Genomic DNA, 16,680 nt, shown 5'->3' on the forward strand with positions numbered 1-16,680 from the left:
TTGATGAATAAAGGATTGAGACTCGGGACCATGATTCCACAGCGAACTACACCTGCCCTATGAGAGAATTTAAGACTTGATGAATAAAGGATTGAGACTAAAACTTCTTTCTCTGCAACAATATTTGCATCTACGAGAGAATTTAAGACTTGATGAATAAAGGATTGCGACCTAAGAATGCCTTACTATTATCAGCATTCATTTCTTGTGAGAATTTAAGACTTGATGAATAAAGGATTGCGACAGCGGCTGACGCCGAAGGGAGAAAGGGATGTAGTGCGGAGGGATATAGTGGAAACAAAGGCGGAGAGATTAAAATTTACGGAACTGATTGTCTGGCAAAAGGCTCACCAAGTATTTTTAGATATTGCCAATGATGTGGATAGCTTTCCTAAAAAGAAGACGGCTGATATTATAATCAGCCAGCTTATAAGGTCGTGCAGTTCAATAAGCGCAAATATTGCAGAGGGAAATGCCCGCCATAGGGGAAAAGAGTATGAGCATTACTTGATTATTGCGCGGGGTTCGTTGGCAGAAACTGAGAACTGGCTTATCAAATGCAGAGACTTGGGTTATATGGAAGATACAGTATTTGAAAAGCGCATGGCAATACTCACGGAAGTCTTGAAGATGCTGAATAAAATGATCGGTCAACTGAGAAAGGCTTAACATCCACTGTTCTTTGAAAACTACATCCCTTTATCCCTAACAACTTCATCCCTCCAGCCAGCGGCTGCCGACTTGATGAATAAAGGATTTTCCACCTAAAAACTTTCCTAAAAAGAAACTTATTTTTTGCAACTTGCATCTTGCCACTTGCAACTTTAGTTTTAACATCCTGCACCAGCCCATCTGCCTCAAACTCCGAACTCCGAACTCCGAACTCCGAACTCAAAACCCCTGCCTATGGAGACACGCTTGTTGAAGGGCTTGGCGCTGAGCCGACTGTTTTAATTCCAATGCTTGCACAGGACACTGCGTCGCATGATGTGGCAGGGCTTGTATTCAATGGTCTTGTAAAATACGATAAAGACCTGTCCCTGATTGGCGACCTTGCAGAGTCATGGGAGATTTCAAAAGACGGGCTTGTGATAACATTCCATTTAAGAAAAGGGGTGAAGTGGACAGACGGCATTGAATTTACAGCAGAGGATGTATATTTCGGATACAAGACAATCATAGATGAGAAAACTCCGACAGCATATAAAGAGGATTTTCTTCAGGTCAAAAAAGCAGAGGTTCTTGATAAATATACTTTCAGAGTAACTTATGAAAAACCATTTGCGCCAGCCTTGTCAACATGGGGGAGTCTGCCTGTTATCCCGAAACATCTATTGGAAGGGAAGGATATAACAAAGAGTGATTTGGGAAGAAAACCCCTCGGCATGGGGATGTTTATATTTAAAGAATGGGTTGCCGGACAAAAGGTTGTCCTTGATGCAAACCCTGATTATTTTGAAGGAAGACCCTATATTGACAGGTTTATCTACCGCATAATCCCTGACCCTGCGACAATGTTTCTTGAGGCAAAGACAGGCGCAATTGACATGCTCGGGCTTACACCCCTTCAGTATCAGCGGCAGACAGACTCGCCATATTTTAAAAATAATTTTCAGAAATTTAGATACCCTGTTTTTGTTTATTCATATCTTGGGTTCAATCTAAAAGACCCGCGATTCAAAGACAAAAGAGTCAGGCAGGCGATTGCCCATGCAGTTGACAAGCAGGAAATCGTTGACGGCGTTCTATTCGGTCTTGGCAAACCTGCAACAGGACCGTATGTCCCTAATACATGGATGTATAATCCTAATGTAAAAAAATATGAATATGATTTGGAAAAGGCAAAACAACTTTTAAAAGAAGCAGGATGGACAGACACAGACGGCGACGGCATACTAGATAAAGACGGCAAGCCATTTGAACTTACAATCTCAACAAGCGTTGGAAATACGACAAGAATAAAGGTTGCAACAATAATCCAGTGGAGGCTCCAGAAAATCGGCATAAAGGTAACCATACGCACTTATGAATGGTCAACATTCATAAATGAAAGAATAAACAAAAGACGATTTGAGGCAGTGATTTTAGGTTGGAGCATAGGGCTTGACCCAGACCAGTATGACATATGGCATTCAAGCAAGACAAAGGAAAAGGAATTTAATTTCATAGACTACAAAAACCCGGAGATTGACGATTTGCTTGAAAAGGGGAGACGCACATTTGCTCTTGAAGAGAGGAAAAAGGCTTATTTCAGGATCCAAGAGATTTTAGCAGATGATGTGCCTTATATATTTCTGTATGTCCCTGACGCCCTTGTTATTGTCAACTCCAGATTTCAGGGCATTGAACCAGCTCCCATCGGCATAACCTACAACCTGCACAAGTGGTATGTTCCAAAAGAGATGCAAAAACACAGGATAGAGCCGTAATAAATTTTAGTGATAGCAGTAGGGTGGGCTGCGCCCACCTTTAACAATAGCCGAATGGCAATGGTGGGCACAGCCCACCCTACAGGACTTTCGGACAGCGCATATATTAAAGAGATTGTTGCCGGCATAACCAACGGGGTTAATAGGTATGTAAAGGAGATGGAGGTTTCGGCTGAGTAGAGGGATACATTTTGATCCGATTGCTCAAAGAATATTACTGATAAGAGGTCATAGGATTATGCTTGATAGGAGACCTTGCGGAACTCTATGAAGTGCCTACAAAAAGATTAAATGAGCAAGTCAGACGAAATATAAAGAGATTCCCTCCGGATTTTATGTTTCAACTGACGCCAGAAGAATTTGATTCTTTAAGGTCGCATTTTGCGACCTTAAAGACAGGCAGAGGACAGCACAGAAAATATTTGCCCTATGTCTTTACAGAACAGGGTGTGGCAATGCTCTCAAGTGTATTAAACAGCGAGCGCGCAATAGATGTCAATGTAGCTATAATGAGGGCATTCGTAAAACTGCGTGAATTTGCTATGACGCATAAGGAACTGTCTCGCAAGTTGAATGCACTGGAGAAAAAATACGATTCCCAGTTCAAAATTGTCTTTGACGCTATTTGTCAGCTAATGACTCCGCCAGAACCGAAAAGGAGAAAGATAGGCTTTTAGGATGAAATGGAAAGTTGCCAACATGCCAAGAATAAACGAAGTGACGGATACGGATTTAAAGGTTATTGAAAGACTCCAGCAACTCGGCTGGAAGCGGGGGAATACTTTGCTTTTTATCAGCAGGAGTATGTGTTAAGCCTAAATTTGTGATGAGGATAACAGGATAATGGCCGCTATTTCCTTTTTATTTTCTTTGAAATAGACTTGACTTTACTTTATATCGGATATAAAGTAAAGTCAAAAGTAATAAAGGTATTATATGGAGACGATTCTTAAAAGGATAGTTTTTGATGAGATCAAAAAATACCTGCATACGGATGATATTATTGTTTTGCACGGGGCGCGTCAGGTTGGCAAGACAACCATCCTTTACTATATAGAAGACTATCTGAAAAAGCAGGGAGAGGATGCCTATTTTATTGACCTTGAAGATTCCAGATTTGTAAGAATATTGGACGCAGGCGCGGCGGAATTCATCAGGCATCTTAAAGAAGAAGGACTGTTATCCGCAGGCAGAAAAACAAAGCTCTTTGTTTTTATTGACGAGATTCAATATCTATCCGACCCATCATCATTCCTTAAACTGACGGCAGACCACCATAAAAATATCAAACTCATTGTTTCAGGCTCATCCAGTTTTGCCATAAAAACCAAATTCAAGGATTCCCTTGTGGGAAGGACTGTGAATTTTGAAATCTTCAATTTGTCCTTCAAGGAATTTTTATTATTCAGGCAATACCCATTTGAACAGGACAAGGTATACACGCAGAAAAAGATAGATGAACTCAGGACAATGTTCAAGGAATATGTTCTTTACGGAGGTTATCCTAAAATTGTTTTGACCTCTGAGATTGACAAGAAGGAAAAATACTTGCAGCAGATTATTGACACCTATGTAAAGAAAGACATAAGAGACCTCGCTGACATTAAAGATATTGACAAATTCAACAAATTGCTGGAAGCCCTTGCCTCGCAAAGCGGCCAACAGTTGAATGTCGCAGAACTTTCCAATACCACAAAGATAGCAAAACAGACCATAGAGAAATACCTGTTCATCATGGAAAACACCTATATCATCAAATTAGTCAAACCATTCAGCAAAAATATCCGCTCCGAACTCTTCAAATTGCCCAAAATCTATTTTTACGATACAGGGCTTATGCAGATGCTTTGGTTAAAGGGGTTGCAAAAAGAACTCATCGGCAATGTATTTGAAACAGGAATCTTTGCCGAACTCGCAAAGAAATATACCCATGAAGCAATCTTTTACTGGCGGACAAAGGATAAAAAAGAAATAGACTTTATGTTAAAAATCAAGAACTCCATACTGCCGATAGAAGTGAAATTGAATTTTGAGCAGTTCAATCCCACAGCAGTGCAGTATTTTAATAAGCATTACGGCATAAACAAATACAAGGTTATCGGTTTAAACGGCAAACCAAAAAGCGAGTTTTATGTTTATCCGTGGGATGCGTAGGATGGATGCCCCTGATATTATCGTAAAAAAATACGGGAAGCGGGGAGATACTTTGCTTTACCCCGTTTAGAAAATGCAATTTTCTAAACGGGGTTTATCAGCAGGAGTATGCACAGAGTAATGGTTGCTGTGCCTGATATTTTAAAAAGTCTTACGGAAAGACTGATCAAGGATTTCGGCAAGGGTTTCGATTACTCCAATCTTAAGAATATGCGCCAGTTTTACCTTGTCTTTCCAATTGGCGACGCACTGCGTAGCGAATTGAGCTGGACACATTACCGTCTGCTGATGCGTGTAGAAAAAGAGGCGGCGCGGGACTTTTATCTTGAGGAATGTATTAACAGCAATTGGAGCACAAGAGAACTTGAAAGGCAGATTTGCTCATTGCTGTTTGAGCGGCTTGCGTTAAGCAGGGACAAAAAAGGAGTGCTTGAACTTGCAAAAAAGGGACACCATATTACCGCTCCTTCCGACTCATCAGGATATCGGACAGATGCAGATGTATCTGAACTATTACAAAAGGACTCAAATGATAGAGGGTGAAAATGAGCCTATAGGCATACTCCTTTGCGCCGAGAAAAACAAAGCAGTTGTAAAATTCACTTTGCCGGAAGGGCAAAAGCAGATATACATTTCCAAATATATCTCTTATCTGCCGACAGAAGAAGAGTTGCGGGCTGAAATTATGCGTGAAAAGGAATTGATTGAAATGGAGTTAAAAATGTTAAAACCAAAAGGGCAAAAATAAGGTGTGCAGATAAAATGCCAAGAACTAACGAAGCCACAGACACATATCCCTGCTTAATACTTGCAGAGCCTGCCCCGTACTTGATACGGGGGGACAAGTTTAAAGGTGATTTACCCCATTAGAAAATCCTTTTCTAATGGGGTTGAAAAACTCCAGCAATTCGGCTGGAAGCGGGGGGTACATTGCCTGCCTGTGGCGCCTGCTTGTGCTGCGGCAGACAGGCAGACGCAGACAGGTTTTATCAGCAGGAGTATGCGTTGAGCATAAATTTGTGATAGATGGAATAGAGGATAATGGTTGCTGTGCCCGTAATTTTTCTATTTTTTATAAGAGAGAATCTATACAGCCCGATTTATTCGCAACTTTTAAATAACAATGAAGAAAATTAAAAATATTCCAGAATTTGATAGACCTCGTGAAAAGATGGAGCAGAAAGGTGCAAAGGCACTTTCAAATCTTGAGTTATTGGCTGTGTTGCTTGGCAGCGGTATAAAAGGCAAGGATGTGTTTGAAGTAGCAAAGGATATTCTGAATTTAACTAAAGACGATTTTGAGAACATCAGTGTAGAAACATTAAAGAATATTGAAGGTGTGGGGCTTGCAAAGGCATGTCAGATAATGGCAGCAATTGAATTTTCAAAAAGATTCTTGATAAAAGAAGGTGTAAAGATTAAAAATGCTGAGGATGTAGCAAAATTAACAGAGGAATTAAAAGACAAAAAGCAGGAGTATTTTTTAAGCCTGACATTAGACGGGGCATCTAATTTAATACAGAAAAGGACAGTTTTCATAGGCACTTTAAACCATAGTATTGTCCATCCGAGGGAGGTTTTTGCTGATGCTATAAGTGATAGGGCAGCGGGGATTATCTTTGTGCATAATCACCCATCGGGTGATGTTGCACCAACCAAACAGGATGTTGATTTAACCACGAGATTGATAGAGGCTGGTAAAATTGTTGGTATTGAGATAATTGACCATGTAATAATTGGCAAAGATGGGCATTTCAGTTTTCAGTCGGAAGGGATGTTAAATAAAGAGGTAAAAGCATGAACAAGATAAACGAATACGATATTCAGTTTTTGATAGAGAAATTACAAAAGGGTGAATCAATACCAGAGGATTATAAGTACAAGCTCTTCCCTACAAAGCAAAAGGAATATGAGCTTGTATATGCCGGCAAGATGCGGAAGGAAGATATTCTTGCCAATGAGGATGGTGTTTTTCCTGTGCCTTTGCAGGTGGAGAAGGTCTTTAATGGCGGGGAGTATCCATCTGGTGATAATGATTGGCGGAATATGATTGTCTTTGGTGATAACCTACAGTTTTTAAAGACTGTTTATGAGAACAAAGACCCTTTGATAAAGGATAAGGTTAAGGGCAAGGTGAAGCTGATTTATATTGATCCACCGTTTGGGACTGGGGATGAATATGATGGTGGCAATGGGAAAAGGGCATATACTGCAAAGGCAAAAGGGGCAGAGTTTGTAGAGTTTTTGAGAAGGCGGTTAATTGTTGCCAAAGAATTATTATCTGAAGATGGAAATATTTTTGTGCGTCAGGATCACCATTTTGGACACCATATTAAATTAATATTAGATGATGTTTTTGGTAAGCAAAATTTCAGAAATGAGATAGTTGTATCTAAATCTAACAGAATAAAAACTAAGGGGAAAAAATTTCTTTCTTGGCATGATTTAATATTTCTGTATGCAAAGTCGAGCGAAAGGATATTTTTTAACCACATTACCAAAAGTAGAGGTTTGGAAGAATGGAGGCAAATGGATAATGATGGCGAACAGTGGTCTGTTGTTCCAGAACATATATTGCATTTACACTCGGGGAAAAATATTAAATATGATGAGGATGGAAATCCTGTTTCAAGAGCAAAAGTTATACTGGGGAAAGAATTTCTTCCACCTATAGGCAGAAGGTTTCCATCTCAAGAAACAATCTTCGAGTTGGAAAAAAGAAATGCAATCAAGTTAAATTCTAACAAAAGACCAATTATGTTAAAGCCAGATGAAATACCATTAACTGATGATTGGACTGATATTTCTAGTTATTCTAGCACCACAAATTATCCGACAGAAAACTCAGAAGAGTTAATAGAAAGAATTATATTATCTACAACTGAAATTGGCGATATTGTTTTAGATTTTTTTGCCGGCTCTGGCACAACAGCAGTAGTAGCAGAAAAGCTCGGCAGACGGTGGATTGTATGTGATATTGGAAAACTTTCATTTTATGCAATGCAGAAAAGGGTTTTGACTATAGAAGGCAGCAAAGACTTAGAAAATCCCAAAAAGAAATATAGCAAGAAGGCAAGGAGTTTTGTCACTATTAACACAGGTCTTTACAATCTAAAAAAAATCTTTGAGCTTAAAAAAGACGATTACATTAACTTTGTGATGAATCTCTTTGAGGTAGAGACAATTGATAAAAAGATAAGCGGTATTAAGATAGGTGGACAGAAGAAAGATGGCTATTATGTTCTGGTCTATCCTTACTGGCAATTCAGAAATGCTTCAGTGGATGAAGAATACCTTGAGGATTTGCATTCTCACATTGGAAATAAAGTAGGGGAGAGGCTTTATATTATTGCACCTGCAAATTATGTGGATTTTATAAGCGACTATCACGAGATAGGGAAGGTTAGATACTATTTCCTCAAAGTGCCTTACCAGATAATAAAGGAACTCCACAAGGTGCAATTCAAGAAGTTTAGACAGCCCCAGAGCAAAAGAAATGTCAATGACCTTGATGATGCTATAGGTTTTCACTTTATAAGACAGCCAGAGATAGAATCAAAACTTAAAGTTAATGGGAAGACTGCGGAGATTCAGATTACAAAATTCCTCTCCAATTATCTTGAAGAAGATACTGGGATGGATTTGGGAAATTTTGAGTCTCTGGCAATGGTGCTTATTGATAAAGATTACAATGGTAAAGAGTTTGTGATGGATGAGTTTTATTTTGCAGAGGACTTACTGCCGAATAAAAAAGAGGAAGAAACAGAAGATGAAATTAAAAAGGAATTGAAGCATCTTAAAAAGATTTCAATCCCGCTGAATAAAGAGGATTGCGGGGACAGAATAATGGCTGTGTATGTTGACATATATGGAAATGAATTTAAAGAGGTTTTATCCATTAAAAAATAACTATGCTTGAGATAAAGACCTATAATACAAAAGACCTTGTTTTAGAGGTTAGTAAATCATACGACCCTATAAAACTTGACCTCACAAAGTGGGATAGGTTTATTGATGTCCTATGCGGTGATAGGCAGTATCAGAGAGAGGCTATAGAGAATACAATTGTCTATCTTGCATCAGGCAGATATAAATCTGTTGAGGATTTAGTCAAAGAAAATTGGAATAAAAATTCAGAATTACACACCAGATACAAGGATATAAACGAGTATTTCCACCATCTACAGCTTCCCAATAAATTTTCTGCCACTATAGATTTGGCAACCGGGACAGGCAAGAGCTATGTTATCTATGGTATTGCCCAGATAATGCTTGGGCTTGGACTCGTAGATAAGGTGCTTGTCTTGTGTCCATCTCTGACTATTGAAAAAGGACTTATGGAAAAGTTTGTATCCTTAAGCGGAGATAGCAAGTTAAAACAGACAATCCCTGAAGACGCAAAATATAAAAACCCAAGAATCATAGATGCCCATAGCACTATAAAGGACGGGGATATTTGTGTGGCGAATATCCATGCGGTTTATGGGACAACAGGTTCTTCAATAAGGGATAGCCTTTCAGGTAATGGAAAGAATGTATTAGTCCTCAGCGACGAAGTTCATCATGCTCATAATAAAGTTACAGGTAGAGACAGAGAAAGCCAGAGTATAAAGAAGTGGAAGGAGTTTTTACTGAATCCAGCCTATAACTTTAAATATATGGTTGGTTTTACCGGCACTGCCTACATAGATGATGAATACTTCACCGATGTTATTTATAGATATTCTTTAAGGGAATCTGTTGATGACAGAATGGTTAAGATGGTGGATTATGTCAGCAAAGACGAAAGCATCTCCATGGATGAGAAATTTCAGAAAATATATGACAATCACATTGAAAACCAGAATAAATACAGGAAAATAAAACCACTAACTATCTTAATCACAAAGGATATTACAAATGCCAAAAGGTTAAGAGAAAATCTGATAGAGTTTTTATCCAGAAAGGAATCACAACCAAAAGAGGAGGTTGAAAGAAAAGCTTTAATCATAACATCTGCGCCGGAGCATAAGGCAAATGTAGCAAAACTTAAAAATGTGGATGATAAAGATGACCCGACGGAATGGATTGTGTCAGTTTCTATGCTTACAGAGGGGTGGGATGTAAAGAATGTCTTTCAGATTGTCCCATGGGAAGACAGGGCTTTTAATTCAAAACTCTTGATTGCACAGGTCTTGGGGAGAGGCTTGAGAATTCCACCAGAATACCAATCCCCGCAGCCGAGGGTTAAGGTCTTTAACCATGACGCATGGAGTAGAAATATTAAAGGGCTTGTGGACGAAATCCTTGAGATTGAAATGAAACTGACAAGCTCTATTTTAAAGGATGGCGAAAGGGCAAAATATAACTTTGTTCTTTACAATATCAATTACGATAAAGACCCACAGGAAAAAGAGGCAAAAAAGGATACAGAGAGCTTTGACTACACAAAGGGATATATTGAATTGATTTCACAGATTGAAGATGAAGAAAAAGGCACAGAATATACAAATCTGGCAGGTGAGACATATTCAAAGAATACACTGGTTGAGTATAATACTTATACTGTTGATGAGGTGGCAAATAAAATCTATGAGGAGTTTAAAACAAGGGAATGGGAAGGAAGGATTTTACGATTGCCAGAAGGTGAATATACAAAGAATGACCTGCCTCCAAAAGAAGTATTAAAGAAGATAATCAGAACATCTATGGATAGAAGGGGTATCAAAGGGGATAGAATAGTAGAGAAGAATAGACAAAAGGTACTTCAGGCTTTTGGAACACTGTTGAGAAAAAAAGGAAAGACGGTTGTAAATGTAAGAAAAGTAAATAAACCAGAATCTGTATTTACATCTGGCATGGAGAAGGAAACCATTGCTGTTGGAAATTTGCGGCATGATGCAACTGTTTTTCATGCTGATACCTATGAGAGCGAACTGATAGATGAAGTTAAAGATATACTTCAAGAAATCAAAAATGACGAGAGTTTACCTAAAAGTGCGGAGAAGGAGATAAACCAATATCTATTCAAAACACCCCTTGATATAATTTTTACAAGGGCTGAGCCAGAGAGAAAATTTACAGAGCATTTATGTAGAAAAGAGAATGCCGAAAAGATTGATTCATGGATTAAGTCAAGAGATAGGGGATTTTATAAAACTGAATATTCATGGAGGAAGGGAGAGCACCCTCAGAAAAACCAAGAATTTAATCCAGATTTCTTTATCAAAATCCATCACGATGGAATTGACTTTATAGTTGTTGTAGAAGTAAAGGCTGATAATGATGACTCGGTTGAAAACAAGGCAAAACTGAGATGGACAAGACAGCATTTTATAGATATTAACAAAGAATTAGATAAAGCAGGAATAAAACAGAAATATATTTTTCACTTTTTAAGCCCAAATAGCTATTCAGAATTTTTTGAGTATTTAAGGGATGGAAGATTAATAAATGGGGCTTTCAGGAGTGATTTGGAAGATAAATTGGAAGCAAACGGGAAAGATTAATAATCCGAATTACCTATACGATAACAGTAGTGTCCGCTAAAAATTAAAAAAGCATGGCTTGTCCATCTCTTTTGTTGGATAATTGGATTTGAGAAAAGCCAATACTAACAAGGAGGAACAAGCCATGCACAAACTCGGAACTATATTCTCGGAACTCTTGAAACTTTATCCGAGATATCAATTTGAAAAAGCCGTAGAACGATACCAAGGAGACCGTTACATGAAGACCTTTTCTACATGGCAGCAGTTTATCACAATACTCTATTCCCAAATCAAGCAAAAAGATAGTCTTCGGGACATTGAGGCAGGTCTTACTACCCAGTTTGCCAAGTGGTATCACATTGGGCTTCAATCCGTTAAAAGAAGCACCCTCTCTGATGCCAATAGCAAAAGGGACTATAAGATATTTGAGGAATTGTTCTATCATCTTCTCTCCCGCTGTAGGGATTTAACGCCTAAGCACAAGTTTCGTTTTAAAAACCCTTTGGACACCATTGATGCCACTACTATAGATTTATGCCTAACGGCATTCCCTTGGGCAAAGTTCAGAAAGACCAAAGGGGCTATAAAGATGCACTGCCTGTATGAACACGCAGGGGCATTACCGTCCTTTCTTGTGGTAACCGATGGAAAAACATCCGATGTCCGTGTGGTAAAAGAAAATTCTTTTCCCATCTTGTCGGACAGCATCGTTTCCATAGACAGGGCATATATAGACTATAACTATTTAAATTCATTGAACAATAATAGGGTCTGGTTTGTGACCCGCTCCAAATCCAATATAGATTATATGGTTATCGGACAGCATCCAGGGACAGCAAAAGGTGTTGTCTCTGACTCCATAATTTGTCTAAATGGAGTCAAAACCAGAGAACTTTATGCAAAGGAACTAAGACTTATAGAATACTACGACCCTGAAACCAAAAAGACCTTTGTCTTTTTAACCAATAACTTTAATCTCTCTGCTGCCACTATTGCGCAGATTTATAAATCCCGTTGGCAGATTGAACTGTTTTTTAAATGGATAAAGCAGAATCTAAAGATAAAATCCTTTCTCGGAACCTCTAAAAACGCTGTGATGACGCAAATCTGGATTGCTATGAGCTATTATCTGCTTCTTACCTATATCAAGTATCAGACCAAATATGCCCATTCGCTTTTAAACTTGAGCCGTGTTATCCGTGAAACGCTCTTTGACAGAAAAAACCTGATAGATATATTGACCCTTAAACTGGAACGACTACGAATCTTTCAGGATGAACCTTTGCAACAAACATTATTTTAATCGGACAGTAGTGATACGATAAACAGAACAGTTCTCTTTATCTGCGATTACATCAACCTACGGGGCAGACATTAAAAACCATTCGGCTTTTTTTGGCTGTATTTTATGATTGCAATATTCGGGCTAAATAATGTATCCTTACAGTAAGGAGGTAAGGAAATATGCTTGCAAAGAAGACATCCAAAAACCAGATAACCCTGCCGAAGGAGGTCGTCAAGTCGTTCCCTGATGCCGAATACTTTGATGTTTCGGTAAAGGAAAGAAGGATAATTCTTATGCCGGTCAGGATAACCCCTGCTGATGCGGCGCTTGAAGGCATAAGGGACAAACTGAAAAAACTTGGCGTTACCGAAGATGTTGTTGACGAGGCAGTCAAATGGGCAAGAAAGAAAAAGCGGCAGTCAAGATAGTCCTTGATACTAATATTCTCATATCATCTCTGCTGTTTAAAGGCGAACTTGCAAAAGTCGCAGACCTTTGGAAAAAGGGCAAGATTATCCCTGTTTTCTCCAAAAATACCTTTGACGAGTTTAAGACCGTTCTTGAATATCCGAAATTTTCCCTGACAGCGCAGGAGATGAAGGTGATTATTGAGGAAGAAGTCCTGCCTTTTTTTGAAGTAATTGAAGTTGCGGATAAAATCAGAGGAATATGCAGGGATGCCGATGATGATAAATTTATTGGCTGTGCCGTATCTGCATCAGCGGATTTTATTGTTACAGGAGACAAGGATTTGCTGGATATAGGCAGATACAAGCCTGCCTGTGACGAGGCAGACAGGTCTGTCAAGATTTTAAGCGCCTCTAGTTTTTTAAGGATATTTAAGAGCGAGTAAGATATGAAAGAATTGGATGGTTGTTCTCTTTATGTGCGATTTTGTCAACCTGGAATTAACTTCAAGGGATAAGAAGCCTGTTAGATCACGAATGACGACTTCTCCATCTGGTATCTTATATGTATTCCTTGCATGTCTACGAAGAACGGAACGAAAAGATCGACATAAAGAGTTAGCCCTTCGCTGTTTTGTGGCAAGGGGTCTAAATCCAAAATCTAAGACAGTCATTGGATTGGCAACAGAGCGGTATAAAGAGAAAGCAGGATTTTCATTAGATGCTTTATGTCTGAAAAAAACGGATTGGACTGAAGAAGATCAAAAGAAACTCGTATATCTTCAAAATGAGTTAGGTTATTTCAAAGCACCAGTTCAGTCAATTGGAAGTGAGAATGAATATCCGGTAGCCCAATAATCTGAACAGGATATAAGCAAAAACATCCCAAATTTTTATTTGAAGACAAGTTAACTAAAAAGATTGGAAGGTGTGTAAAAAAATGCAAATGAATCTAAAGGATGTTGCAAATAAAAAATAATCCAGCTCCGACAATTGAACAGAATACTGTAGGTTGTGGAGGGAGGAATTAAATGTCAACAGTAGTAACCGCCGAATATAAGACATTTCTTAAAGAGATAAAAGAACGTATATATAAAGCCCAATATGACGCTCTCAAGGCTGTAAACAAAGAGCTTATAAATCTTTATTGGGATATAGGCAGGTCAATAGTTGCAAAGCAGGAAAAGCTTGGCTGGGGCAAGGCGATTGTTGAGACTCTGGCAAAAGACCTGCAAAAAGAGTTTCCGGGAATGCAAGGTTTTTCCGTCCAAAATCTATGGAATATGCGGCAGTTCTATTTAGCATACAAGGACAATCCAAAACTCCAGCCATTGGTTGGAGAAATTAGCTGGACTAAGAATGTCATTATAATGCAGCGCTGCAAAGACAACATCCGGCGTGAATTTTACCTCAAGGCAACAAAGAAGTTCGGCTGGACAAAAGATGTCCTGATAAATCAGCTTGAAGCAGTCGCATTTGAGCGGTTTATGGCGAATCAGACGAATTTTGATAAAACTGTTCCTGAAAAATACCGGCATCAGGCAAAGCTGGCAGTCAAAGATGAATATTCATTTGATTTCCTGGAGCTTGGGGAAGAACACTCAGAAAAGGAACTTGAGCGGGCTCTTTTAGAAAATGTAAGGAAGTTTCTTATAGAGATGGGCGGCTATTTTGCATTTGTGGGTAATCAATACCGGCTGGAGATAGACGGAGAGGAGTTTTTTATTGATTTGCTGTTGTATCACCGCCAACTGCACTGCCTTGTTGCAATAGAGTTAAAAATAGGAGCGTTCAAGCCAGAATATGCTGGCAAAATGCAGTTTTATCTTTCCGCTCTGAACGATAGGGTGAAACTTCCTGACGAGAATCCTTCCATCGGCATTATTTTATGCAAAGGCAAAAGCCGGACAATTGTTGAGTATGCACTAAGGGACACGAAAAAACCGATAGGCATATCAACATACAAACTGACAGAGAAACTGCCTCGTGAACTCAAAAAATATCTGCCGTCTCCTGAAGAGATGATAGAAAGAATAAAGCATCTAAAATGAAATATGTTCAGAACTTCCGGCAATGATAAAAGAGACGCTTCTTTTTATCTGCGATTGTGTCAACATATGGGGGCAGACATTAAAAACCATTCTGCTCTTGCGGGCAAGCGGCAGAACAGTGGATTGAAAATATTATTGCAGAGTATCAGCAGAAATAATGATATGATTTTTTAACTATGCTTACCTATCTCTTTAAAAGACTCCTTGAAATGATTCCCACCCTCATAGGGATTACCCTGCTCTCGTTTTTTATTATCCATCTTGCGCCGGGAAAGCCGACTGATATTATGGCGGATTTGAATCCGAAGATTACTCCAGAGGCAAGGGAAAGGCTTGAGAAATATTATGGCTTGGATAAGCCTGTCATTGTCCAATACGGCATATGGCTTAAAAGGCTCGTTAAACTTGATTTTGGAGAGTCATTCTCTGCTGACAAAAGACCTGTATGGGATAAAATCAAAGAGAGGCTTCCGATAACAATTCTCATAAATTCACTTTCACTTGTCTTGATACTTCTGGTTGCCATACCAATCGGCGTTTCATCTGCAACGCACCAGTATTCTTTGTATGACAGGTTCACAACGGTCTTTGTATTTTTAGGTTTTGCAATACCAACATTCTGGCTTGCCCTTTTGCTTATGATTTTATTCGGCGTGAATCTTGGCTGGCTTCCAATATCAGGCATAAAGTCTTTGGATTATGAGAGTCTTTCATTTATCAGCAAAATTTGGGATAGAGTCAGCCATTTGATACTCCCAATCTTTCTTGAGGCATTCGGCGGTCTTGCAGGTCTATCAAGGTATATGCGTTCAAATATGCTTGAGGTAATCAGACAGGATTACATTACAACAGCAAGGGCAAAGGGACTTCCTGAATCAAAGGTCATTTACAAACATGCATTGAGAAATGCGCTGCTGCCGATTATCACAATACTTGGTCTTTCTGTGCCGGGTCTTATTGGCGGAAGCGTTATATTTGAGACAATATTTTCAATCCCGGGCATGGGGCAGTTATTTTATACAGGCGTTATAACAAGGGATTATCCTTTAATTATGGGGATTCTGACAATAGGCGCAATATTGACTTTAGCAGGTAATTTATTGGCTGATATTGGGTATGCGCTCGCAGACCCCCGCATAAGAACAAGATAAGGACGAGATGAAGCAAACTCAAAACTCAAAACTCAAAACTCAAAACTTAAGGACTCTTTTCTGGCACAGGTTTAAGAAGAATAAGCTCGCTGTATCTGGCGGGCTCATTGTTGCCGGGCTTTTTATAACCGCCGTGTTTGCGCCGTTTATTGCGCCGCATGACCCTGATGCAATCAATGTCCAGCATATTTTGGAATCCCCAAGTTTAAGCCATCCATTTGGAACTGACGATTTGGGAAGGGATGTGTTCAGCCGCGTTATTTATGGTTCACGGATATCGCTTACAGTAGGTTTTGTTGCAGTAGGCATTGCAACCTTAATCGGAATTTTTCTCGGCGCAGTTTCAGGTTATTACAGTGGTTGGTTTGACAGTTTAATAATGCGGTTTGTTGATATAATGCTTTCAGTGCCCACATTCTTTTTAATCCTTGCAGTAATAGCATTCCTTGAGCCGAGCATATGGAATATAATGGCTGTTATTGGGCTTACATCATGGATGGGTGTTGCAAGGCTTGTCCGGGCGGAATTTTTGAGCATCAGGGAAAGGGAGTTTGTCCTTGCTGCAAGAGGGCTTGGCGCTAGTGATATGAGGATAATATTCAGACATATCCTTCCGAATGCAATGTCGCCTGTGCTGGTATCAGCAGTTCTTGGCATTTCAGGCGCTGTTTTAGTTGAATCAGCATTAAGTTTTTTGGGCATAGGCGTTCAGCCTCCAACGCCAAGTTGGGGG

Annotated in this window: 14 protein-coding genes, 2 pseudogenes and 1 CRISPR repeat array; all 16 genes and pseudogenes read left to right on the plus strand. The window is 39.2% G+C overall.

The genetic code is table 11. The features are described from left to right. Positions 1–57: 57 nt before the first annotated feature. Positions 58–244: direct repeats of the CRISPR family, unit length 31 nt; unit sequence GAGAATTTAAGACTTGATGAATAAAGGATTG. Positions 245–291: 47 nt separating this feature from the next. After that, a complete protein-coding gene (locus HZC45_08630; GenBank protein ID MBI5683207.1) occupies positions 292–669 on the plus strand; it encodes a four helix bundle protein in 378 nt (125 codons plus the stop codon). A gap of 290 nt (positions 670–959) precedes the next feature. Continuing rightward, complete coding sequence (locus HZC45_08635) at positions 960–2,429, plus strand: peptide-binding protein (protein MBI5683208.1); 1,470 nt, start codon at positions 960–962, stop codon at positions 2,427–2,429. Between the two features lie 238 nt (positions 2,430–2,667). Further along, positions 2,668–3,106 (plus strand): annotated as a pseudogene (locus HZC45_08640) (ORF6N domain-containing protein). A gap of 259 nt (positions 3,107–3,365) precedes the next feature. Next, the gene (locus HZC45_08645) at positions 3,366–4,583 is read left to right on the plus strand and encodes an ATP-binding protein (protein MBI5683209.1); all 1,218 of its coding nucleotides are present in this window, start codon (positions 3,366–3,368) and stop codon (positions 4,581–4,583) included. A gap of 108 nt (positions 4,584–4,691) precedes the next feature. After that, positions 4,692–5,331: pseudogene (locus tag HZC45_08650) on the plus strand (DUF1016 family protein). Between the two features lie 105 nt (positions 5,332–5,436). Further along, the gene (locus HZC45_08655) at positions 5,437–5,592 is read left to right on the plus strand and encodes a hypothetical protein (GenBank protein MBI5683210.1); all 156 of its coding nucleotides are present in this window, start codon (positions 5,437–5,439) and stop codon (positions 5,590–5,592) included. Between the two features lie 114 nt (positions 5,593–5,706). Next, positions 5,707–6,384 (plus strand): DNA repair protein RadC, encoded by a 678-nt coding sequence (gene radC, locus HZC45_08660; GenBank protein ID MBI5683211.1) that lies wholly within the window; start codon positions 5,707–5,709, stop codon positions 6,382–6,384. Continuing rightward, a complete protein-coding gene (locus HZC45_08665) occupies positions 6,381–8,492 on the plus strand; it encodes a site-specific DNA-methyltransferase (GenBank protein MBI5683212.1) in 2,112 nt (703 codons plus the stop codon). Before radC ends, HZC45_08665 begins: the two co-directional genes overlap by 4 nt. Positions 8,493–8,494: 2 nt before the next feature. Next, entirely contained in the window at positions 8,495–11,071 is a 2,577-nt protein-coding gene (locus tag HZC45_08670) for a DEAD/DEAH box helicase family protein (GenBank protein ID MBI5683213.1), read from the plus strand. A 124-nt stretch (positions 11,072–11,195) separates the two neighbouring features. Continuing rightward, the gene (locus HZC45_08675; GenBank protein MBI5683214.1) at positions 11,196–12,356 is read left to right on the plus strand and encodes an IS4 family transposase; all 1,161 of its coding nucleotides are present in this window, start codon (positions 11,196–11,198) and stop codon (positions 12,354–12,356) included. Positions 12,357–12,517: 161 nt separating this feature from the next. Continuing rightward, entirely contained in the window at positions 12,518–12,766 is a 249-nt protein-coding gene (locus HZC45_08680) for an AbrB/MazE/SpoVT family DNA-binding domain-containing protein (protein ID MBI5683215.1), read from the plus strand. Beyond that, positions 12,733–13,191, plus strand: coding sequence for a putative toxin-antitoxin system toxin component, PIN family (locus HZC45_08685; protein ID MBI5683216.1), 459 nt, complete (start codon positions 12,733–12,735; stop codon positions 13,189–13,191). The genes HZC45_08680 and HZC45_08685 overlap by 34 nt, the downstream gene beginning before the upstream one ends. Positions 13,192–13,381: 190 nt before the next feature. Then, the gene (locus tag HZC45_08690; protein MBI5683217.1) at positions 13,382–13,603 is read left to right on the plus strand and encodes a hypothetical protein; all 222 of its coding nucleotides are present in this window, start codon (positions 13,382–13,384) and stop codon (positions 13,601–13,603) included. A gap of 173 nt (positions 13,604–13,776) precedes the next feature. After that, on the plus strand, positions 13,777–14,796 hold the full coding sequence (locus HZC45_08695) for a DUF1016 domain-containing protein (GenBank protein MBI5683218.1): 1,020 nt from the start codon (positions 13,777–13,779) through the stop codon (positions 14,794–14,796). A 176-nt stretch (positions 14,797–14,972) separates the two neighbouring features. Continuing rightward, entirely contained in the window at positions 14,973–15,947 is a 975-nt protein-coding gene (locus tag HZC45_08700) for an ABC transporter permease (GenBank protein ID MBI5683219.1), read from the plus strand. A gap of 7 nt (positions 15,948–15,954) precedes the next feature. Beyond that, positions 15,955–16,680: ABC transporter permease (locus tag HZC45_08705; protein MBI5683220.1), on the plus strand; the 726-nt coding region annotated here is incomplete at its 3' end.

Source organism: Deltaproteobacteria bacterium (genome assembly GCA_016223005.1).
Classification (GTDB): Bacteria; Desulfobacterota; GWC2-55-46; order UBA9637; family GWC2-42-11; genus JACRPW01.

Bases quoted from the DNA above. Each gene is read 5' to 3' on its own strand.
- HZC45_08695 (MBI5683218.1), top strand. From the start codon at position 13,777: ATGTCAACAGTAGTAACCGCCGAATATAAGACATTTCTTAAAGAGATA.
- HZC45_08665 (MBI5683212.1), top strand. From the start codon at position 6,381: ATGAACAAGATAAACGAATACGATATTCAGTTTTTGATAGAGAAATTA.
- HZC45_08680 (MBI5683215.1), top strand. From the start codon at position 12,518: ATGCTTGCAAAGAAGACATCCAAAAACCAGATAACCCTGCCGAAGGAG.
- HZC45_08635 (MBI5683208.1), top strand. From the start codon at position 960: ATGCTTGCACAGGACACTGCGTCGCATGATGTGGCAGGGCTTGTATTC.
- HZC45_08675 (MBI5683214.1), top strand. From the start codon at position 11,196: ATGCACAAACTCGGAACTATATTCTCGGAACTCTTGAAACTTTATCCG.
- HZC45_08685 (MBI5683216.1), top strand. From the start codon at position 12,733: ATGGGCAAGAAAGAAAAAGCGGCAGTCAAGATAGTCCTTGATACTAAT.
- HZC45_08645 (MBI5683209.1), top strand. From the start codon at position 3,366: ATGGAGACGATTCTTAAAAGGATAGTTTTTGATGAGATCAAAAAATAC.
- HZC45_08700 (MBI5683219.1), top strand. From the start codon at position 14,973: ATGCTTACCTATCTCTTTAAAAGACTCCTTGAAATGATTCCCACCCTC.
- radC (MBI5683211.1), top strand. From the start codon at position 5,707: ATGAAGAAAATTAAAAATATTCCAGAATTTGATAGACCTCGTGAAAAG.
- HZC45_08670 (MBI5683213.1), top strand. From the start codon at position 8,495: ATGCTTGAGATAAAGACCTATAATACAAAAGACCTTGTTTTAGAGGTT.